Here is a 20087-nt window from a genome sequence, read left to right as displayed (position 1 = left end):
GCGGCGCCTTATTGCACAGCAACCTTGGTCGCAGCCACCGAGGCAGTCGTGGCAGGCTGAGATTCCAGTAGCGGCTGCAACACCGGCGCCATCGACTTCAGCAATTGGACGGAAAGCGCACTCGTGAATTCATAGTGCGCCGCATACGGTTCGTGCACCCACGCCGTCAGCGTGCCGTAAAAGCGGTCGCCGATAGCAAACACGAAGGTCGCGCTGCGGTTCACCTTGCGTGACTCGATAAGCCGCGCGCCTTTGGCGAATACGTTGAAACGCTGATCGCCCGTGCCCGTCTTGCCGTACACGTCCATGGTGCGGCCGTCGGGAAACGTCATGCCTTGCGCAAGACGCCGCGCCGTGCCGCCCGTCACCACGTCGCGCAGCATGCCCTTCACGGTTCCCGCGATTTCCGGCGAGAGCTGCTGTTGCGGCGCGGCTGCCGCGCGCCGGAAATGCGTTTCGTACGGCGTGTCTTTCGCGAAGTCGAGTTGCGTGAGGCTTTCGGTCGGCACCTTGTTGCCGTCGTTGGCAATCAGGCCGATCAGTTGCGCGAGCGCCGCGGGCCTGTCGCCCGACGCACCGATTGCCGCGGCATACGAAGGCGTGAGCGTCGTGAACGGATAGCCGAGCGCCTGCCACGATTTGCCGATTGCCTCGTACGCGCGCAATTCGACCATGCGTTTGATGCGGCGATCCTGCGTTGCGTGGTAGCGCGTCTTGAAGAGCCACGAGTAGCTTTGCAGGCGCACGTCGCTGCTCGCGTTCTGGATTTCGCTGAGCGTGGCGTCCGGATGCTCGCGCAGATAATTGAGCGTCCACAATTCCAGCGGATGCACGCTCGCGATATACCCGCGGTCGTTCAGATTGAAGCGGTCGATTCCGTATTTGGTGTAGAGCTTCGCGAGGTCTTCGTCGTCGAGCACCGAGGCGGCCGGCGTATTTTTCAGCGCCGCGCGCATCTTCGCGTTGAACCATGCATTCGACTCGTCCGGCGCGACGCTGCGCAACACGGTGGCCACTTTCGGCGGCGATTTGCGCACGCCCAGCAGCAACAACGCGAGGGCCTGGTCGCGCGTCTTGCCGTGATACTTCGCGTAGAAGCGATTCATGTAGACGCGGCTTTCCTGATCGGCAAACCGCGTCAGGTACATCTTGCGGATCGCCGGGTCGCTCAGCCATTGCGACGAAAGCCCGGTGGTCTGCACCATCTCATAGTGGACGATGTCGCGCATCAGCCGCACGAATACGAGATTCACCGAATGCTGGAACGCGCGGCGCACGGTCAGAATGCGGCTGTTGTCGTCGGATTCGAAGTTGTTGAAGGTCTGCGCGCCGCCGCCCGTGTAGAAGGTCTCGCCCGGATTCGCCGAGTATTTGCGTTCCACCGCTGCATCGAGCATGGCTTGCAACGAACGGTCCTGCGTATGCGACAGATAGCCGAGCGCCCAACGCGTCAGCTGGTCGTTCGGATCGGGCTTGATCGCTTTGAGTTCTGCCGCGCTGCGGGCAGCATAACGGTCGTGCAGTTGAGACACGATCTGCAGATACGTCACTACGGTGCGCAGTTTTGCAGTGGAACCGAGGTTCAGTCGCGCGCCGGAGTTGATGTCGAACGGCTGGTTCACGCTGTCTGTCTGCACGCGCACCAGGTTCGCGCCGTCGCGCCGCTCGAACAGCGTGAAGCTATAGGCGATTTTCGATGGATCGTCCGAGGCGCGCAGCATTTCGAAGCCGACGAGACCTGCGGCTTTCGCGCCGTCGCGCGTGGCGGCTGCGGCAAGCCGTTCGCTTACTGCCTGTTGCACCGCGTTATTGAGCGTACCGGTGGCTTGCAGATCCAGCCGGTCGAGTTCGTAGAAGCTCGGAATGCCGAGGGCCGCGAGCAGGTTGGAGCGCATGGACGTGACGGCCTTGCGCGATACGAATGAGCTGGCCCTTTCCACGCGTTTAGGTGTGCGATGCAATTGCACGTTCGCGGCAAGCGCCGCATCGCGCAGCCCGGCCGAGATCACGCCGCCGTTCGCGAGCAGGCGCAGATAGCTGTCGGTCAGCCGCTCCAGTTCGGGATAGCCGCGGTGCAGGAAATACGATGGCGCGCGCTGGGCGATCATCAGCGAGAGCACCTGGCGGAATGCCTCGCCCTGCTCCGGCAGACTCTCTGCACGGGAGGGCGCGGCAAGTATGCGGTTCACGTCCGCGAAATCGCGCCCATACCATGCGGCAAGACCGTCGCCCATGCCGTTGATCTCGCCGATGCCAGGTTGCGCGGCAAGCGGCACCGAATTCAGATAATGCACGACGATCTTCTGACGCGCAGGCATGGTTTGCGGCCCGTTCAAATAGGCGCGCACCGAAGCCGACGCGATTTGCCGCAGCTTTTCCGGCGGCGTGGCCGTGCGGCCGCCTGCCGAGTGGCGGAATTTTTCGATCTGCGTGGCGAGCGTGCTGCCGCCGGGCGTCGCCTGATGATGATTGAATAGGCGCGCGCCCTGGTCCGCGAGAGCGCGGCTGAAGCGCCCCCAGTCGATAGCCGGATTGCGGTTCGGCTGATTCGGATCGAGCAGATAACGGTCTTCTATAAAGAGCAGCGAGTTGACGATGACAGGCGGAATCGCCTCGAAGCTGCCATAAGCGCGGCCCGGAAAGCTGGCGCTGAAAAGCGGGGCGCCGGTGCCGTCGAAAAGTTGCAAGCCGGCCTGGTCTTTCTCGGCATACGGCAGAAAAAGACTTCTGTCGGCCAACGAGAGCATGCGTTCCGAATCGCGCGCCTGTGCGGTGATTTCGAAGCCGCGCTGCAAGAGACGTTGCTGGATGGACGGCAGCAGCGCATAACCGAGGCGCGTGTCGTAAGGGCCTTTTTCGGCTTCTGGAAAACGGATGGAATGACTCGGACCGTCATCCACCGTGAAGCCGACGTCGCGGGTGAGTTCGGACAGATAGTGCGCCTGCAGCCGGGATGTTTCTATTTCGAGCTGACACAGCCGTACCAGCCACGCGAGGCCCAGCAACAAGGCCGCCACCAGCGTCCATTTGAACCACTTGCGCACCGACGTGGTGCTGGTGGCGCGAAGCGGAAACCGAACCGAAGGCCGATTCATGACTGCTCTCCCCGGACGGGCGCCAGCCTCGTAAATCCGACACCCTTTAAGCAGTGTAGCGCGGACGTGAAGACGCATTTGGTTCGGTTAAACCCCAGTGTCGCCGCTACAACACTCGTTGCGAGGACATAGCAAACTGCGAATTACCGTGCGATATTCGACGTCTGCCATGCGCTCCCAAAACCACGGGTTCAGGCAGTTTTTCGCTTCCTGGCGGCTTGGGCAGATTGCACCTTTCGGGTCGCCTGCTGCCGCGCGGGGCGCACCCTATGATCGCTTGGCGTGTGCTGCCGCAGCAATTCCACGAAACGCCCGGCCGGCGGCGACAACACGCCGCCCTTGCGCGTCACCACACCGAAAGTTTGCGAAGGCGACTTGAGTTTCACCGGCACGCGGCGCAGCATTTTTTGCCGAATGAACATGTCCGCAGTGGCAGTCGGCAACAACGACACGAGGTCCGCACTGCTTTGCAAAAGCGCGACCGTCACGAAAGTGGACGCCGTGGAAATGGGGTTGTCCGGCATGGAGAGTCCCGCGAGATCCATTTCGCGTTCGAGCAGCGCGTGCAACGGCATATGTGACGGATACATCACCCAGCGGTGATCGGCGAGATCGGCAAGTTTCACCTCTTTTTTCGGGAATGGCGGGTGGCCATAGCCCACCACTACCGACAACGGCTCATCCGCAAGCGGGTGATACTGATACTTCGACGGATCGGCCGCCACTGCGGCTCGGCCGATCACGAGATCGAGCCGGCCCTCGTCGAGTTGCGCAAGCATGCGCGCGCTCGTGTCTTCCACCACTTCGATCGACAGGTTCGGATAGCCGGCGTGCAGCCGATTGACGGCGGGAATCACGCATTGCGCAATGGCGCCCATGATCGCGCCGATCGCAAGGCGCCCGCCGCGCCCCGAACGTATTTCGGCCACGTCCTGACATAGTGCAGTGAGATCCGTCGCGACGAGGCGCGCGTAGCGGATCACGCAATGGCCCAGCTGATTCGGAATCATGCCGCTTTTAGAGCGCTCGAAAAGCGGCGCCTCGAACATCGACTCGAGTTCGTGCAACGCCTTGCTGGCGGCCGATTGCGTCATCGCCATCAGGCCCGCCGCTTTATGCAGCGACTTTTGATCGTCGAGCGCGATCAGCAACTGAAGCTGCTTCATGCGCAGCTTGCCCAGCAGAACGTTCAGAGTGTTTTTCATGAATGCCGCGGTGAGTCGCAAAAGCGATCACTGGATGGAAACAATTCAATATACCTGCGCGCGGCGGCGCCGTATAGTCGGCGCTGGAGACGTTCACTCTGCCCTATTACATCTGAAAAGAGCCTGAATCATGAGCCCAAACAGCCCTGCCGCCGCGATGCGCGGCGTGTTTCCCGTTGCCCCCACCATCTTCGACGAATCCGGCCAGCTGGACCTGGAAGGCCAGAAGCGCTGCATCGACTTCATGATCGATGCGGGCTCGAACGGTCTGTGCATTCTGGCGAACTTCTCCGAACAGTTCGCCCTGTCCGACGACGAGCGCAACACACTGATGCACGTCGTGCTCGAGCACGTCGCCGGTCGCGTGCCGGTGATCGTCACCACGACGCATTTCAGCTCGCATCAATGCGCACAACGCAGCCGCCGTGCGCAGGAGGCCGGGGCCGCGATGGTCATGATCATGCCGCCCTATCACGGCGCCACGATCCGAATCGGCGAGCGCGGCATCGAAGAGTTTTATCGCACGGTGTCCGATGCGATCGACATTCCGATCATGATTCAGGACGCGCCGGTCAGCGGCACGCCGCTGTCCGCGCCGTTTCTGGCACGCATGGCACGCGAGATCGAACATGTGTCGTACTTCAAGATCGAAGTGCCGCAAGCGGCAAACAAGCTGCGCGAACTGATCCAGCTGGGCGGCGACGCGATTGTCGGGCCGTGGGACGGCGAGGAAGCCATCACGCTGATGGCCGATCTCGATGCGGGCGCAACGGGTTCAATGACGGGCGGCGGTTACGCGGACGGCATCCGTCTGATCGTCGACGCCTATGCCGCAGGCGATACCGAAGCCGCCGCCGCGCACTATCAGCAGTGGCTGCCGCTCATCAACTATGAAAACCGCCAGGGGGGTCTTGCTTCGTGCAAGGCGTTGATGAAGGAAGGCGGCGTGATCCGCTCGGACGCGGTGCGTCATCCCTTGCCGGCGATGCACCCCGCCACGCGCGAAGGCTTGCTAAAAATCGCGCGGCGGCTCGACCCGCTCGTGCTGCGCTGGGGCCGATAACACGCGGCGGCAGCAAGCGGCTTTGCGTGCGGACGCAATTGCCGCTACGCTAGCCGTCATGAAAAGTTTCTACGAAGCCACTGTCACTCGCCCGTCTGCTTACGCGCCGCTTGCCGGGCGGCATAGCGTCGATGTTTGCATCGTCGGCGGCGGCCTTGCGGGGCTCTCCACGGCATTGGGACTCGTCGAGCGCGGCCTCGCGAACGTCGCGGTGCTCGAAGCGAAGCAAGTCGGTTTCGGCGCATCGGGGCGCAACGGCGGCTTTGTGTTCGGCGGCTACAGCCTCGATTGCGCGGATCTGCTGAGAACGCTAGGCGCGGCTCGCGCGCGCGAACTGTACGGGCTCACGGTCGACGCCGTCAATCTGATGCGGGCGCGCATCGCGCGCTATCGCATCGATTGCGACGCGACCGACGCTGGCGTGATTCTCGCGAACTGGTTCGACGAACCGGCGCGGCTCGAAACACAGCGGCGCCTGATGCGCGATTCGTTCGGTGTCGACTGGGAACCGCTGCCAGCAGACCAGCTTGCCTCACAATTAAAGACGCGCCGTTATCACGGCGGCCTTTTCGAGCGCAACGCGTTTCACTTTCACCCTTTGAAGTATGTGCTCGGCGTGGCCAGCGCTGCGGCCCATGCAGGCGTGCGGATTCATGAGCAATCGCCTGTCGTGCGGTTGCAGCGCGACGGCGCGGGCTTCGTCGTGCACACGCCGCACGGCGCCGTCGACGCGCGGCACGTCGTGATGGCGGGCGGCGGCTATGCGCGCAACGTCTATGCGAAAGTGGAGCGTGCGGTGCTGCCCATCGCCACTTACGTGATGGCAACCGAACCGCTCGGCCCGCGTCTGCACGACGCCATCGGCACGCGCGCAGCGGTCTACGACACCCGCTTCGCATTCGACTACTACCGGCCTTTGCCGGATACGCGCATTCTGTGGGGCGGACGCATCTCGGTGCGCGATCGCGCGCCGGAAGTCATCGCGCGTTTACTGCGGCGCGATCTGCTCAAGGTGTATCCGCAATTGCACGACGTGCGCGTCGATTACGCGTGGGGCGGCCTGATGAGCTACGCGCGTCATAAGATGCCGCAAATCGGCCGCAGCGCGGACGGCGTCTGGCACGCCGTCGGCTTCGGCGGGCATGGCATGGCGCCGACCACCGTCTCCGGCGAATTGCTGGCTGCGGCGATTGCGGGCGAGCGCCCGGTGCCCGAGGCGTTCGCCACGTTCGGCCTCACGCCCGCCTACGGCGCGCTCGGTCTCGCCGCCGCCCAGTTGACTTACACCGCGATGCAGACGCGCGATGCGTTGGCCGCACGTCGCAGGCGGGTTCGCGGCGTCGGCTAGGGTGCGCTCGTCAGGCGAGGTGCTTCGAGGCCGCCTGGATACGGACCGGCGCAAGGTTTAACGCCCGGAAACCCCGCGGCGAAGCGCTTTTTTCGCATGCTAGAATGCGCCGTCACCGCCGCTCGAATAGCTCGCATAGCTCGAATACACAATGAAAAAGGGAAGCAAGGCCGCCGAGCCCGATACCAACGGCATCCCGTCCGACGCGCCGCGTAAGGACAACGGACGCAGCGACGTCCGACGTACCGACGCTCGCCGCAAGTACGATCCCGAGCAGACGAAGCGCAATATCCTCGACGTCGCGACGCAGGAGTTCTCCGCAATGGGACTGACGGGGGCGCGCGTCGACGCAATCGCGGAGCGCACGAACACCACGAAGCGCATGCTGTATTACTACTTCGGCAGCAAGGAAGGCCTGTATCAGGCGGTGCTCGAAAAAGTGTATGGCGACATTCGCGCGCTCGAACAGGACCTGCATGTCAGCGAGCTCGACCCCGTGGAGGGCATGCGTGCGCTCGTCGAATTCACCTTCGACTATCACGACCGCCAGCGCGACTTCGTGCGCCTCGTGACGATCGAGAACATCAACGGCGCGAAGTATGTCGAGCAGTCGAAGAGCTTCAAAGGCCGCAATGTCACCGTCATTCATACGATCGAAGATCTGCTCGCGCGCGGCGTCGCGGCCGGCCAATTTCGCAACGACATCGACGCCATCGACCTCCATCTGCTGATTAGTTCGCTGTGCTTTCATCGCATCGGCAACCGTCATACGTTCGGCACGGCGTTCGGACGCGATCCGTCGCATCCGCGACTGCGCGCGCGTCACCGCGCGATGATCGTCGACGCTGTCTTGCGTTTCGTGCGCAAGGAAGACTAGAAGCGCGAGCAGATGAAAAACGGGACGTGGCCTGCGCCACGTCCCGTTTCTTATTGCTGTTGCTTAAAAGCGCGTGCTCAGTCCACCAGCACGATCCGCTTGATGTCGCCGACAATGAAGATGTACGACAGCGCGCCGATCAGCGCGATCACGCCGATAAACACGAGTGCGCCGACAAACGACCCCGTCGCCGCGACGATGAAGCCCACCACGAGCGGCGTCACGATGCCGGCCAGATTCGCGGCGAAGTTGAAGATGCCGCCGGTCACGCCGAGCAGGCCTTCAGGCGCGATGTCCGATACCAGGGTCCAGCCGAGCGCCGCCATGCCTTGCGCGAAAAACGCCACGGAGAGGATCGCAATCACCGCCACGTTGCTCTGCACATAGTTCGCGAGAATGATTGTCGACGCGAGCAGCAAACCGGCGATGATCGGCAGCTTGCGCGCAACGTTCGGCGACTTGCCGCGGCGCAGCAGCCAGTCGGAAAAGAGCCCGCCGAACATCACGCCGATCGACGCCGCAATGAACGGCATGATTGCGAAGAAGCCGATCTTGAGCCAGCCCATATGGCGTTCCGTCGCGAGGTACGTCGGGAACCAGGTGAGAAAGAACACGAGCGTCGAGTTGCCGGCGAACTGGCCGAGACAGATGCCCGTCAGTTGCCGATGCTTGAGCAGGCGGCCGATGGTGCGCCATTCGAAGCCGCTTTTCGCGGGCGCTGCCGCGCTGCTTGCAGCGGCGCCGGTGTGCCGTTGCGTGAGGCCACCGCCTGCTTCGATATAGTCGAGCTCAGCCTGATTCGCCGACGGATGCTCGCGCGGTTCGCGATAGAGCAACCACCAGATGAGACCGAACACGATCCCCACGCCGCCGACCACATAGAACAGCGAACGCCAGCCGAATGCGCCCATCAGCATGAACAGGAACGGACTGAAAAACGCCAGACCGATGTATTCGCCGACGGTGTAGGTGCCCGTCGCCATCGCGCGTTCGCTCTGGGGAAACCAGGTCGCCACCACGCGGCTGTTGGTCGGAAAGCACGGTGCTTCGGAGACGCCGAGACCCAGACGGAACACGAACAGCCCTGCGATGCCGTGCACGAGTCCCTGCGCGAGCGTGCAAAGGGACCAGAAGGTCATCGAGAGGAAATAGGTCAGCTTGCTGCCGAAACGGTCGAGAAAAAGGCCGCCCGGAATCTGCGAGGCCACGTAGCTCCACGAGAACACCGAAAACAGCAGGCCCATCATCGCGGCGTTGATGCCCAGTTCCTTCGTCAACTGCGGCGCGGCAATGCCGAGCACCGTGCGGTCCAGATAGTTGATCATCGTGCCGACGGCGAGCAGCCCGAGTATCTGATAACGCGCGTTCGAGCGGCGCGCCGTGCTCGCGGCCGCATTGGCGCCGGGGTGACGCTGGGCGTCCGCCGGGCTGGATTGGATCGGTTGCGGCATGGGGGTTTGTCTCCTCTAACTGATTAGGTATCCGTCATTCACCGGCGTGCGCTACCGGTTAGCGTTCCAGCAGCGACTGGAAATGCGTATAGACGCGCTGGGCATCGGGCTCCAGCTCCGTGAAAATGCGCATGGCGTCGACTGCCTGGTACACCGCCATGCCGCCGCCCGACAACGTGCGGCAGCCGAGCGCTTCGGCTGCCTGCAACAGCGCCGTGCGAATCGGGAAATAGACGATGTCCGCGACCCACAGGTCGCGATGCAGCAATTGCGCCGGCAACGGCAGGCCGGGCAGCTTGGCCATGCCGGTGGGCGTGGCGTGAATGAGGCCGTTCGCGGCGGCGAGCGTTGCGCCGAGCGCAGCATCTGTGGACGCGCCCGCGCTGACAGTTCGGTCTGCGAAACGTTTCTGCAATTCCGCGGCAAGCGCTGCGGCTCGCGCCGCATCGACGTCGAACAGCGTGAGCGTTTGTGCGCCCATGGCAAGCGCCGCATGCGCCACCGCGGCGCCTGCGCCGCCCGCGCCCAGTTGCACGACGCGTTCGAGCGAGACGTCGGGCAGGCCGCGTTGAAACGCGCGGGCGAAACCGGACCAGTCCGTGTTGTGGCCGATGCGCTTGCCGTCCTTGAAAAGCACCGTGTTGACGGCGCCGAGCGCGCGGGCATCGTCGGACAATTCGTCGAGTAGAGGAATGACCGCCTGCTTGCACGGGTAGGTAATGTTCAGACCGTTGAATCCCATTCGTTCGGCGGCAAGCAGCAGCTCCGGGAGTGCCGATACGTCGAGCTTCAATGCTTCGAGGTCGATGCGGCGGTACACGTAATGCAAGCCGAGCCGGCTGCCTTCTTCCTCGTGCATCGCGGGGCTCAGCGAGCCGCCGATGCCCGCGCCGATCAGACCGACCAGATACGATTTCGCAGTGGCCTGTGCGGCCGTTTTTGCGCTCATTGGCGTGTCCGCAGGCGTCTTCGCTGGCATGTTCATTTGGCCGCCCTATTCTTAAGGAGGGTCGCCATTCGCTCGAGGGCGAGCACATAGCCTTGCGTACCGCAACCGACGATGATCCCCTCCGCCACCGCCGACACATACGAGTGATGGCGGAACGCTTCGCGCCGATGCACGTTCGAAATGTGCACTTCGATCACGGGCTTCTGAATGGCAGAGAGCGCGTCGGCGATCGCGACGGAGGTGTGCGTGAACGCAGCCGGGTTGATGACAATTCCGTCGACCTTGGTGCGCGCCGCGTGCAGCCAGTCGATCAGTTGGTGCTCGGCGTTCGACTGGCAGAAATCGACTGCCAGGTCGAGGCGCTCGCCGGCGTCGCGGCAAAGCCGGGCGACGTCGTCGAGCGTTTCGGAGCCGTAGATGGCCGGCTCGCGTGTGCCGAGCAGATTGAGGTTCGGTCCATTGAGGACCAGTACGGACGCAAAAGTCATGATTGTCTCGATCGGATAGAACCAGAAGCGACGGCCGGAAACTCATAACGCTTCTCAACGTATGGCGAAGTGTGCGCGCATCGGCCGGCGCCGTCATTCGGGGTTTATACGAATTTGTACCATCTAGTTAGTTTGTATAGACTGTCGAAAAATGCGCATATCTTGGGAAATTCTGGCCCGCGTCTTGCTGTCGAACTAACGAACTGGCCCATTTTTCGCATCGCAACATGGCTACCGGAAAGGCTTTTCGCTGCGCCGCAACGCATATCCGCGCTAGCCGCCCGACTGTCTTCGCAGGAGCTGTACATGCAACGTTCGATTGCCACCGTGTCGATCAGCGGCACCCTCGTCGAGAAGCTGACCGCGATCCAGGCGGCGGGCTTCGAGGGTGTCGAGATTTTCGAAAACGATCTGCTGTATTTCGACGGCTCGCCCGCCGACGTGCGGCGCATCGCCGAAGATCTCGGCCTGAAAATCATGCTGTTCCAGCCGTTCCGCGATTTCGACGGCGTGAGCGCCGAGCGTCTCGCGCGCAACCTGGACCGGGCGAAACGCAAATTCGACGTCATGCACGAACTGGGCACGGACCGCATTCTGGTGTGCAGCAACGTCTCGCCGGACACCCTCTGCGACGACGCGCTGATGACCGACCAGCTCGGCGCGCTCGCGCAGGCGGCGCAAGCGGCCGGCGTGATCGCCGGTTACGAAGCGCTCGCGTGGGGCAAGCACGTCAAGACCTACCGCCACGCGTGGAAGCTCGTGAACGCGGTGAACCATCCGAACCTCGGGCTCGTGCTCGACAGCTTCCACACGCTGTCGCTCAACGACACCGTTGAGGGCATCGCGGACATCCCGGGCGAACGCATCGCTTTCGTGCAGATCGCGGACGCCCCGAAGCTTGCAATGGACGTGCTCGAATGGAGCCGCCACTACCGCTGTTTTCCCGGTCAGGGCGACTTCGACGTCGCGAACTTCACCGCCCAGGTCGTCAAATCGGGCTACACGGGCCCGCTTTCGCTGGAAATTTTCAACGACGGTTTCCGCGCCGCGCCCACCACGATCACCGCGGCGGACGGACATCGTTCGCTTCTGTTTCTCGAGGAGCAGGCGCGCGCGCTGCTTGAAACCTCGCGGCAACCCGTCGGCGAGCTTTACGAACCGCCGGCGGCGCCCGCGCACGTCGGCTACCAGTTCCTCGAATTCGCCGTGGATCACACCACGCGCGCACATCTCGCCGACTGGCTCGGCAAGCTGCGTTTTCGCCAGGCCGGCCAGCATCGTTCGAAAGATGTCACGCTGTATCAGCACGGCGCCGCGTCGATCGTGCTGAACGCCGAGCCCGATTCGTTTGCCAATGCGTTTTTCCAGCAGCATGGTTTGTCGCTGTGCGCGTCCGCGTTTCGTGTCGACGACGCGAGGCAGGCGTTCGAGCGCGCAGCAGGCTTCGGCTACGCGCCTTTTTCCGGCCAGGTCGGACCGAACGAACGGGTGCTGCCCGCGGTGCAGGCGCCCGACGGCAGCCTCAATTATTTCGTCGACGAAACGCCGGATCAGCCGACGCTGTTCGAAGCCGACTTCATCCTCACGGACATCAACGGCCCGGCGGAAGTGGGCCCGCTTAGCCGCATCGATCACGTGTGTCTTGCGGTGCCGGCGAATTCACTGGATACGTGGGTGCTGTTTCTGCGCACGGCGTTCGGTTTCGAGGCCGAGCCGGGCGTGCTCGTGCCCGATCCGTATGGACTTGTGCGCAGCCGCGCGCTGCGCAGCCGCGACGGCTCGGTTCGCGTAGTACTGAATGCGTCGGTGGATCACCATACGGCGGTGGCCGAGGCGCTGCATACCTATCACGGCTCGGGGCTCAATCACGTGGCCTTCAGCACGAGCGACATCTTCAGCGCGATTCCCGAATTCGTCGCCGATGGTTTGCCGGTGCTGCGCATCCCGCGTAATTACTACGACGACCTTGCCGCCCGCTACGCGTTGCCGGACGAGACTTTGGACGCGCTGCGCGAGCACAACATCCTCTACGATCGCGATGAGCGCGGCGGGGAGTTTTTCCACGCTTACACCGAGCAGCTGGACCAGCGCTTTTTCATGGAAATCGTCGAGCGGCGCGGCGGTTATGACGGCTACGGCGCGGGCAATGCGGCGGTGCGGCTCGCCGCGCAGGCGCAGCGGCGGAGATAGGCGGCGGGCTGAGAGTGGTTGGCCGCGGCTTTGACGATTGCGGCTTAACGATTGCCGCTTGCGGCTCGCGGCCCTGAACCGCGCAAGCTTCCGCCCCTCAGCCGCTCAGGCTCTCGCTCACTCAGGCACGGGCCGTGCGCCATCGGCTGAAGGCGAGCCATCGCCCGATATAATGAGGCCTGACTTGCGGTCCGCGCCGCGCGGCTGTGTCGCCGGTCCGGTCGCAGCGGTGTTTGCGACGGGAGCGCTCGCGCAGCCTCGGGTCCGCCCGCCCACACCGCCGGCCGAATCAAACGCCAGGAGAGATATGAAGAAGTTTGCCGTAGTCCTGTCAGTTCCCCTCCTTCTCAGCGCTTGCGCCTACTTTCAGAAGAACCCGGATGCCGGCGAGCCGGTCACGGACACCACCACGCAGCGCTCGGTCAACGACGTCGTGGCCTGCCTGACGCAACTAGCCTCCAACCACGACGCCGCGTTCAAATCCACGTCGATCCCGCAAGGCCAGATGCTCGACTTCGGCGATTCGAACGTCATCAAGGTGCGCAGCGACAATGGAGCGACCACTTACCGCTTCTATGCGGGCAAGCGCCACGCCAACAATCTGTGGATCGAAAGCGCCGCGAAAACCTGCGCGCCGTAGGCCTTGCAACGCGGCGGGAAGCCGGCTGTTAAGGGTTGGTAAGGTACGCCGGTGCGACGCTGGTGCCATCTTCGTGTCACGGTGTTACAGGACAATGCTTCTTAAGAATCGTTTAAGACTTCGTCCCCATCATGCCTCGGACACTACCGCACGAGGTGCGCACCATGAACCAGCCCGAACAGAACAGCAACGACACCGCGGCGCCGGCGAGGCGTCCCACCATCCTGCGCCGCCTGCTGAGCCATCACGAACTGGCGACGCTGCTGCTTCTGCTGCACGCGCCCATCGACGCATCCGCGAAACCCGAGATTCCGCAACTGCACGAAGCGGGCTTGATCGAAACAATTTCAAACGAAGCGGGCGGCGCGCGCATCCGCCTGACGCCCGAAGGCAATGCCGTGCTGCGCGGACTCGGCGTCAAATAACGCGCTTACGCCTGCCATACACCGTATCCCGCTTCGCGCAGCCCGATTGCCAGTTCCACTTCCATTTCCTGTGCGCCGCGATACGGCATCGGATTGAACACTTCATACAGCTCGGGCACGAGGCGCAAGCCGTAATCGCGCACATAGCGGTTGGCCTGAATGCCGGCCTTGTGCCGGTCGAAACGCAGATCGGGATCGAGCCCGGTCATCCCCACATACACGCACGGCTTGTCGAACCGGTAATCCGGATTCGCACGGCGAAAACGCGCCTCGTTCCAGACCTTGTCGTCGAGCACGACGACGTACACGTAATAACGATGCTTGCGGCGAGCCATAAGCCGAGCGTCAGTTCCTCGACGTGCTGTGCAACAGCATCCGGTATTCGGTCGGCGTGACGCCGACCGTCGCCTTGAATTGCCGCGTAAAGGCGCTGTGATCAGTGTAGCCGCATAGCGCGGCGACGTCGGTGACCTTATCGTGCGACAGCAGCAGCGCGGTGGCGGCGTCGAGCCGCGTCTTCAGCAGCACCTGGCGCGGCGTCAGGTGAAACACCTTGTGGAAATAGCGCTCCAGCTGCGCGACCGACATATCCGCCATCGCAGCCAATTGTTTGAGGTTCAACGGCTGCACGTAGTTGTCCTGGATGAACTGCACCACCGCGGCGAGCCTGCTGTAAGCGGGATGACTGCTTTCGTCCGCCTTCAGATCGCGCGAGATACCGGCGAGCCCGACCACTTTGCCTGCCGCGTCGCGCAACGGCTGCTTGCTCGTCAGACACCAGCCAGGCTGACGTCCGGGATAAAGATGCAACTCCAGCTGGTCGGTCATCTGATTGCCGACATGAATGACGCCCTCGTCCTGCGCCGTGTAAATGCGGCCGAAGCGGCGCGGAAACACGTCCTCGGCGGTCTTGCCGAGCAGCGCCGCCTTGTCCTTGAAACCGCAGCGCGAAGCAAGCGTGCGGTTCACGAGCGCATAGCGCGCGTCGGCGTCCTTCACGAAAAAGACGACGTCGGGCAGCGCGTCGAACACGGGCTCGAGCTGCCGGAAATGCGCGAGCATGCCGGACAGGGTTGCTTCGTCAGGTGAGAATTGATGAGCCAGCGTGTTCATCGTGCGGGTCCCGTGGATCCGAGCCGTGTGTAAGGCATATAGCGAGCGCTGCTGCCTTGACGCGTGGCCTGCGATCATTCGATTCGCATTGCATGCGCCGTCGATTATAAAGCCGCGCATGCGCCGACAATAAGCGCGTGGCGGCGGCAAGTCGCGGGGGTCATTCGCCTTGCGGCGCCTCTGCAGCGGCCGCCATCAGCGTGCCGATTTGCGTTGGGCTGAACGGCGGACGCGGCGCGGCGGACGGCCAGCCGAAGTACACGCTCGCCGCGGTGCCGCATATCTTTCCCTGGCACGCGCCCATCCCGCAGCGGGTGTGCAGCTTCGCGTCGCGCCAGGTGCCGAACGCGCGCACTTCGCCAAGCGTGACATCTTCGCAGCGGCATAGCAGCGTGCCGTCGGAGGGTGGCGTGCAGGCGGCCGGTTGCAATGCGAAGGCGGATTCGACGCATGCCGCGAAGCGGCGCCAGCGCGCGCGCCGGGCTTGCAGGGCGCCGCTCGCACGACTCACGCCGCCGCTCGCCCCCCACCCCGCGATCTCGCCTTCGACCGCCGCGAGTTCCGCGCCGCCCACACCGGTGCACTCGCCCGCCGCAAACACGCCATCGACCGAAGTCCGCTGCGCGTCATCGACAGCAATGGCGCCCGCTTCGTCGATCACACAGCCGAGCGCTTGCGCAAGTGCGACGTTCGGCACCAATCCGAAGCCGCACGCGACGCGCTCGCAATCGAGCGTCACCCTGCGCTCGCCGCGCCGGATCGTGACCTGTTGCACATGGCCCGCGCCATGCGCCGCCTCGACCATGCTGCTGGTCCAGTAAGAGACGCCGGCGAAGCCGCGCGTCATGCCGACGGCCTGCCGCAGCTTCGCCGGTTCGCGCAGCAGCGAAGCGCCAAAGCGCGCAACCCGCGCAGCCGGCGCCTGCTCCACCACCGCGAGCACGCGCGCGCCCGCCGCGCGCGCGGTGCTCAATGCGGCGATCAGCAACGGACCGCTGCCGGCAATCACGACGCGTTCGCCGCGCACCGGCATGCCGCCCTTGATCAGCGCCTGCAGCGCGCCTGCGCCCGTCACGCCGGGCAAGGTCCAGCCGGCGAACGGCAGCAAGCGCTCGCGCGCGCCCGTCGCCAGAATCAGCCGCCCGTAGGTCATGCGCAGCCCGCCGTGTTCCGCCGATTCGACGAGCAGCCCGCGCGGCGCAAGCGGTGCGATGACGCGCGTCGACGGAAAATGAGTGAGGTTGGCGCGGCAGGAAAGATCGGCGAGCAGGTTGGTGAGCGGCGCCTGCGCCACACTGCCTGGCCCTTGACGCCAGATCTGGCCGCCGGCGCGCGGGTTGTCGTCGAGCAACGCGACGCGCGCGCCTTCGCGGGCCGACACGAGCGCGGCATGTAGGCCCGCCGGACCGGCGCCGACTACGATGACGTCGAAGTGCTCGCTCACGATGGATCCACCTGTATGTCGTGCAGAGACTGGTGCTTGCGGCGGAGGCTGCTGCCCGGGTTCCTGGTGCAACGGCAACATGTGATTGCGCATCCGCCTGTCGCGCGCGGCGCGGCCGGCCATAGCCGGCGAGTCTCTCTCCACACAACCGGAAGTTGCCGTTTCATCGCGTATTCGCCTTCTGCGTGTTCACCATCTGGCCGTCGCGGCACAGCGTCTGACACGCGAGCACGTGCGCGCGGCCGTCTATCGTCACGCGGCATTCCTGACAGACGCCCATGCCGCAGAACGCGGCGCGCGGCTCGCCGCGCACGGAGAGCCGCGTGCCGCCGGACGCGCCCGCCAGCACCAGCGCCGCTGCCACGGTCGTGCCCGCGTCGACCTCTAGCACAAGGCCGTCGATCTTCACCCGAATGCGCGCCGCCCCGCTCTCACTCATGCGCCACCTCGTGCACAAACCGGCCCGGTAAATAAGGTTCGACGGGAATCGCCGCGGCCTGTCCGACGATCTGCGCGGCAAGCAGTTTCGCCGTCGCGAGCGATGTCGTCACACCCAGGCCCTCATGACCGACGGCCAGCCACACGCCTGGCGCGTAATCGCCGGCCGGACCGATCAGCGGCAAGCCGTCGGGCGAGGCGGCGCGAAAGCCGGTCCATGCGCGAATGCCGTTGAGCTGCGGCAGCATCGGCAGATAGCGGGCCGCGCGCTGCAGCATCTGCGCGAGCACGGGCAGCTCGACCGCTGGGTCGGTGGTGTCGAACTGTCGCGACGAGCCGATCAGCAGTTGCCCCGTCGGCCGCGGCTGTGCATTGAAAGCGACGGACGTTCCGGTCGCATGATGCGCGCTCCTGATGTAGCCGAGCTCGAGCAGTTGATGATGGATCAGCTCGGGATAGCGGTCCGTGATCAGCAGATGACCTTTCTTCGGCTGCAGGGGCAGCGTGGGCAGCAGCTCGCGAGCGCCCAGCCCGTTCGCGACGATCACATGCCGCGCGCCGCGCCGCTCGCCATTGGCGAGTGTGACACCGGTCGGATCCACGCGGACGACCGGCGCGCCGAGCCGCACGCCGATTGTCGCGGATGCCGGCGATTGCGTCAGCAGCCACTCCGCAGCCGTCGGCGCATAGACGATGCTGTCGTGCGGAATCCGCAAACCGCCGACGAGCGACGCCGCCACCGCCGGCTCGCATTGACGCAGCGCGGACGCGTCGAGCAGTTCCGCCGAGACGCCCCGCGCCTCGTAAGCGGCCTGCATGGCGCGGGCGGCTTGCCATTCCTCTTCGTCGGCGGCGAGCCAGAGCGTGCCGCAGCGCGCGAAGGCGTCGCGCTCGCGCAACTGCGGCGCGAGCTGCAGCCACAGGTCGCGCGAATACAGCGACAGCGCCAGTTCCGCCGGCGAGTCGTTCATCACGACAATATGGCCCATACCGGCCGCCGTCGCGCCGCCGCCGACGCCTTGTGCGTCGAGCACCTCGACCTGCATGCCGAGCGCGGCCAGCTCGGCCGCACAGGCCGCGCCCACGATGCCCGCGCCGACGATCAACGCATCCGCCGTCATGCCGTGCGGATGCCCCACGCGAACGGATCGCGCTCGTCGAAGCAAAGCCGCCCTTCCGCCGCGATATACGCATGACCCGTGATGGTTGGAATGACGTGGAGGCCGTCGCTGACGCCGTCGCCCGCACGCCGGTAGCTCGCCTCGAACACGCTGCCGATAATGCTTTCCTGCCGCCACACCGCGCCTTCGGCGAGCTTGCCGTCTGCCGCGAGGCAGGCGACTTTCGCGCTCGTGCCTGTGCCGCACGGCGAGCGGTCGTACGCGTTGCCCGGACACAGCACGAAACTGCGGCTGTCGATGCCGTCGCGCGAACCCGGCCCGAAGAGCTCGATATGGTCGATCAGCGCGCCCTCGGCGCCCGTGATGCCCTGCGCGATGAGCGCGTCGCGAATCGCCGAGCTGAACGCCGTCAACTCGGGGATACGCGCCGCCTCCAGCGAACGGCCATGCTCCGCGACGAGAAAGAACCAGTTGCCGCCCCAGCCGATGTCGCCCGTCAGCACGCCGTGACCGGGCACTTCCACCTGCACGGCCTTGCGATAGCGATAGGCCGGCACGTTGCGCACCGCGACACTGCCGTCGTCATTGAGCGTGGCTTCGACCACGCCAACGGGTGTTTCGATGCGATGACGCCCCGGCGCGATGCGCCCCATGTGCGCGAGCGACACCACGAGGCCGATCGTGCCGTGCCCGCACATGCCGAGATAGCCGACGTTGTTGAAAAAGATCACGCCCGCCGCGCACGACGGATCGTCGGGCTCGCACAGCAGCGCGCCGACCACCACGTCGGAGCCGCGCGGTTCGGTGACGATGCCGGCGCGCCAGTCGTCGAAGCGGGTGCGAAATACGTCGAGCCGTTGCGCGAGCGTTCCGCCGCCGAGGTCCGGGCCGCCCGACACGACGAGGCGGGTCGGTTCACCGCCGGTGTGGGAGTCGATGATATTGAGCGTTTTCATGACGCACATGGTAGGAACGGCGCACGCGCGAGTCTTGGTGCGCGTGCGCGTGGATTGTGACGATTTCGGCATAGTATGCAGCAGTGGTCATGTCGTCGGTCGAGGACGCCGCGACTGGTCTCACCCTCCTTGAATACGCCTGCGGCACGCCGCAGTAACAAGGCCGGTCGCTCATCCAGCATGGCGCCGCAATGAACCTACGGTTTGAGCATCGCGCACGCCCAGCTCGCGGCACAGCCGAATGCCGGCGCTCCGTCACCGGCCGCACTGTGCCGAAATCGTCATCCGCCACGCGCGATTCGTGCAAGACGGCGGCGTTTTCGCTGCTTACACTGCGCTTCGACTCATCACATTCAGGAGAGCAGTCGTGGCGCATATCTGGGAAGGCGTATTGCCGGCGGTCACCACCAAGTTCAACGCGGATTTCAGCATAGACCGGGCGTGGACCGGCAAGAATATTGAAGCGCAGATCGACGCGGGCGTGGACGGCATCATCGTGTGCGGATCGCTCGGCGAGGCGTCGACGCTCTCACTCGACGAAAAGCTGCAGGTGCTCGACATCGCCGTGGAAGCTTCGCGCGGCCGCGTGCCGGTGCTGCTGACCATTGCGGAAAACAGCACGCTCGACGCGTGCCGCCAGGCCGAAGCCGGCAGCCGTCGCGGCGCCGCCGGTTTCATGGTGCTGCCGGGCCTGCGCTATCTGTCGGATCGTCGCGAGACGCTGCATCATTTTCGCAGCGTCGCCGACGCAAGCGCGCTGCCGCTCATGATCTACAACAATCCGCTTGCTTACGGCGTGGACATGACGCCCGACATGTTTGCGGAAATCGCCGACGAAAAGAAAATCGTCGCGATCAAGGAATCGTGCGGGGACGTGCGGCGCGTGACCGACCTGATCAACGCAGTCGGCGACCGCTTCGCGATTCTGTGCGGGGTCGACAACCTCGCGATGGAAGCGATCCTGATGGGCGCGCATGGCTGGGTGGCCGGTCTCGTGTGCGCGTTTCCGCATGAGACGGTGGCGATCTACAAACTGCTGAAAGCGGGACGGCTGGAAGAAGCGCGGGCCATCTACCGCTGGTTCGCGCCGCTGCTCGCGCTCGACGTCTCGCCGAAGCTCGTTCAGAACATCAAGCTCGCCGAGGCGATGGTAGGACTCGGCACGGAGCCGGTGCGTCCGCCGCGCCTGCCGCTGGCGGGTGACGAGCGCGCCGCCGTTGAGGCGCTGATCCGCAAGTCGCTTGAAACGCGGCCGGTACTGCCGAGCCTTTGAGCGAGCGCGAG

The 20087-nt window shown here is 64.5% G+C and carries 18 protein-coding genes; 7 read left to right on the top strand and 11 right to left on the bottom strand.

The features are described from left to right. Positions 1 to 8 precede the first annotated feature (8 nt). On the bottom strand, positions 9 to 3095 hold the full coding sequence (locus ACEN8U_RS05515) for a transglycosylase domain-containing protein (protein ID WP_310108331.1): 3087 nt from the start codon (positions 3093 to 3095) through the stop codon (positions 9 to 11). A 191-nt stretch (positions 3096 to 3286) separates the two neighbouring features. Further along, positions 3287 to 4300, bottom strand: a complete 1014-nt coding sequence (locus tag ACEN8U_RS05510; RefSeq protein ID WP_310108333.1) for a LysR family transcriptional regulator — start codon at positions 4298 to 4300, stop codon at positions 3287 to 3289. Positions 4301 to 4430: 130 nt separating this feature from the next. Between ACEN8U_RS05510 and ACEN8U_RS05505 the strand changes: the two genes are divergently transcribed. From ACEN8U_RS05505 to ACEN8U_RS05495, 3 genes are all read left to right on the top strand, one after another. After that, positions 4431 to 5363, top strand: a complete 933-nt coding sequence (locus ACEN8U_RS05505) for a dihydrodipicolinate synthase family protein (RefSeq protein ID WP_310108335.1) — start codon at positions 4431 to 4433, stop codon at positions 5361 to 5363. Between the two features lie 58 nt (positions 5364 to 5421). Further along, positions 5422 to 6711: an FAD-binding oxidoreductase gene (locus ACEN8U_RS05500; RefSeq protein WP_310108337.1), complete on the top strand. Its 1290-nt coding sequence runs from the start codon at positions 5422 to 5424 to the stop codon at positions 6709 to 6711. Positions 6712 to 6862: 151 nt separating this feature from the next. Then, the gene (locus ACEN8U_RS05495) at positions 6863 to 7588 is read left to right on the top strand and encodes a TetR family transcriptional regulator (RefSeq protein WP_013590617.1); all 726 of its coding nucleotides are present in this window, start codon (positions 6863 to 6865) and stop codon (positions 7586 to 7588) included. A 77-nt stretch (positions 7589 to 7665) separates the two neighbouring features. Here the strand turns inward: ACEN8U_RS05495 and ACEN8U_RS05490 are convergent, their stop codons facing one another. Genes ACEN8U_RS05490 through aroQ form a run of 3 tightly spaced genes read right to left on the bottom strand, consistent with a single transcriptional unit; the run spans position 7666 to position 10476 of the window. Next, positions 7666 to 9039: an MFS transporter gene (locus ACEN8U_RS05490; RefSeq protein WP_035480272.1), complete on the bottom strand. Its 1374-nt coding sequence runs from the start codon at positions 9037 to 9039 to the stop codon at positions 7666 to 7668. Between the two features lie 58 nt (positions 9040 to 9097). Further along, a complete protein-coding gene (locus ACEN8U_RS05485; RefSeq protein ID WP_374725919.1) occupies positions 9098 to 10024 on the bottom strand; it encodes a shikimate dehydrogenase in 927 nt (308 codons plus the stop codon). Beyond that, complete coding sequence (gene aroQ / locus ACEN8U_RS05480) at positions 10021 to 10476, bottom strand: type II 3-dehydroquinate dehydratase (protein ID WP_013590620.1); 456 nt, start codon at positions 10474 to 10476, stop codon at positions 10021 to 10023. Before aroQ ends, ACEN8U_RS05485 begins: the two co-directional genes overlap by 4 nt. Positions 10477 to 10782: 306 nt before the next feature. Here aroQ and ACEN8U_RS05475 point away from each other — a divergent pair, with 306 nt between their 5' ends. From ACEN8U_RS05475 to ACEN8U_RS05465, 3 genes are all read left to right on the top strand, one after another. Continuing rightward, on the top strand, positions 10783 to 12666 hold the full coding sequence (locus tag ACEN8U_RS05475) for a bifunctional sugar phosphate isomerase/epimerase/4-hydroxyphenylpyruvate dioxygenase family protein (protein WP_310108341.1): 1884 nt from the start codon (positions 10783 to 10785) through the stop codon (positions 12664 to 12666). 307 nt (positions 12667 to 12973) lie between these two features. Beyond that, on the top strand, positions 12974 to 13306 hold the full coding sequence (locus ACEN8U_RS05470; RefSeq protein ID WP_013590622.1) for a hypothetical protein: 333 nt from the start codon (positions 12974 to 12976) through the stop codon (positions 13304 to 13306). A gap of 164 nt (positions 13307 to 13470) precedes the next feature. Further along, positions 13471 to 13731: a hypothetical protein gene (locus ACEN8U_RS05465; protein ID WP_041746494.1), complete on the top strand. Its 261-nt coding sequence runs from the start codon at positions 13471 to 13473 to the stop codon at positions 13729 to 13731. 5 nt (positions 13732 to 13736) lie between these two features. Here the strand turns inward: ACEN8U_RS05465 and ACEN8U_RS05460 are convergent, their stop codons facing one another. From ACEN8U_RS05460 to ACEN8U_RS05435, 6 genes are all read right to left on the bottom strand, one after another. Continuing rightward, positions 13737 to 14066 (bottom strand): hypothetical protein, encoded by a 330-nt coding sequence (locus tag ACEN8U_RS05460; RefSeq protein ID WP_014972154.1) that lies wholly within the window; start codon positions 14064 to 14066, stop codon positions 13737 to 13739. Between the two features lie 10 nt (positions 14067 to 14076). Further along, on the bottom strand, positions 14077 to 14844 hold the full coding sequence (locus ACEN8U_RS05455) for an AraC family transcriptional regulator (protein ID WP_035480268.1): 768 nt from the start codon (positions 14842 to 14844) through the stop codon (positions 14077 to 14079). Positions 14845 to 15004: 160 nt separating this feature from the next. Next, positions 15005 to 16288, bottom strand: a complete 1284-nt coding sequence (locus tag ACEN8U_RS05450) for an FAD-dependent oxidoreductase (protein WP_310108344.1) — start codon at positions 16286 to 16288, stop codon at positions 15005 to 15007. Between the two features lie 163 nt (positions 16289 to 16451). Continuing rightward, a complete protein-coding gene (locus tag ACEN8U_RS05445) occupies positions 16452 to 16727 on the bottom strand; it encodes a 2Fe-2S iron-sulfur cluster-binding protein (protein ID WP_310108346.1) in 276 nt (91 codons plus the stop codon). Beyond that, positions 16720 to 17847, bottom strand: coding sequence for an FAD-binding oxidoreductase (locus ACEN8U_RS05440; protein WP_310108780.1), 1128 nt, complete (start codon positions 17845 to 17847; stop codon positions 16720 to 16722). The genes ACEN8U_RS05445 and ACEN8U_RS05440 overlap by 8 nt, the downstream gene beginning before the upstream one ends. Further along, positions 17844 to 18812: a 4-hydroxyproline epimerase gene (locus ACEN8U_RS05435; RefSeq protein ID WP_310108347.1), complete on the bottom strand. Its 969-nt coding sequence runs from the start codon at positions 18810 to 18812 to the stop codon at positions 17844 to 17846. Before ACEN8U_RS05435 ends, ACEN8U_RS05440 begins: the two co-directional genes overlap by 4 nt. A 358-nt stretch (positions 18813 to 19170) precedes the next feature. Between ACEN8U_RS05435 and ACEN8U_RS05430 the strand changes: the two genes are divergently transcribed. Then, complete coding sequence (locus tag ACEN8U_RS05430; protein WP_310108350.1) at positions 19171 to 20076, top strand: dihydrodipicolinate synthase family protein; 906 nt, start codon at positions 19171 to 19173, stop codon at positions 20074 to 20076. Positions 20077 to 20087 lie beyond the last annotated feature (11 nt).

The sequence above is a fragment of the Paraburkholderia phenoliruptrix genome (assembly GCF_047325075.1).
Taxonomy (GTDB): Bacteria; Pseudomonadota; Gammaproteobacteria; order Burkholderiales; family Burkholderiaceae; genus Paraburkholderia; species Paraburkholderia phenoliruptrix.
This window is presented reverse-complemented; position numbering and strand designations above follow the sequence as displayed.

Bases quoted from the DNA above. Each gene is read 5' to 3' on its own strand.
- ACEN8U_RS05440 (WP_310108780.1), bottom strand. From the start codon at position 17,847: ATGACGGCGGATGCGTTGATCGTCGGCGCGGGCATCGTGGGCGCGGCC.
- ACEN8U_RS05465 (WP_041746494.1), top strand. From the start codon at position 13,471: ATGAACCAGCCCGAACAGAACAGCAACGACACCGCGGCGCCGGCGAGG.
- ACEN8U_RS05435 (WP_310108347.1), bottom strand. From the start codon at position 18,812: ATGTGCGTCATGAAAACGCTCAATATCATCGACTCCCACACCGGCGGT.
- ACEN8U_RS05445 (WP_310108346.1), bottom strand. From the start codon at position 16,727: ATGAGTGAGAGCGGGGCGGCGCGCATTCGGGTGAAGATCGACGGCCTT.
- ACEN8U_RS05495 (WP_013590617.1), top strand. From the start codon at position 6,863: ATGAAAAAGGGAAGCAAGGCCGCCGAGCCCGATACCAACGGCATCCCG.
- ACEN8U_RS05455 (WP_035480268.1), bottom strand. From the start codon at position 14,844: ATGAACACGCTGGCTCATCAATTCTCACCTGACGAAGCAACCCTGTCC.
- ACEN8U_RS05500 (WP_310108337.1), top strand. From the start codon at position 5,422: ATGAAAAGTTTCTACGAAGCCACTGTCACTCGCCCGTCTGCTTACGCG.
- ACEN8U_RS05510 (WP_310108333.1), bottom strand. From the start codon at position 4,300: ATGAAAAACACTCTGAACGTTCTGCTGGGCAAGCTGCGCATGAAGCAG.
- ACEN8U_RS05490 (WP_035480272.1), bottom strand. From the start codon at position 9,039: ATGCCGCAACCGATCCAATCCAGCCCGGCGGACGCCCAGCGTCACCCC.
- ACEN8U_RS05460 (WP_014972154.1), bottom strand. From the start codon at position 14,066: ATGGCTCGCCGCAAGCATCGTTATTACGTGTACGTCGTCGTGCTCGAC.
- aroQ (WP_013590620.1), bottom strand. From the start codon at position 10,476: ATGACTTTTGCGTCCGTACTGGTCCTCAATGGACCGAACCTCAATCTG.
- ACEN8U_RS05475 (WP_310108341.1), top strand. From the start codon at position 10,783: ATGCAACGTTCGATTGCCACCGTGTCGATCAGCGGCACCCTCGTCGAG.
- ACEN8U_RS05470 (WP_013590622.1), top strand. From the start codon at position 12,974: ATGAAGAAGTTTGCCGTAGTCCTGTCAGTTCCCCTCCTTCTCAGCGCT.
- ACEN8U_RS05515 (WP_310108331.1), bottom strand. From the start codon at position 3,095: ATGAATCGGCCTTCGGTTCGGTTTCCGCTTCGCGCCACCAGCACCACG.
- ACEN8U_RS05485 (WP_374725919.1), bottom strand. From the start codon at position 10,024: ATGAACATGCCAGCGAAGACGCCTGCGGACACGCCAATGAGCGCAAAA.
- ACEN8U_RS05505 (WP_310108335.1), top strand. From the start codon at position 4,431: ATGAGCCCAAACAGCCCTGCCGCCGCGATGCGCGGCGTGTTTCCCGTT.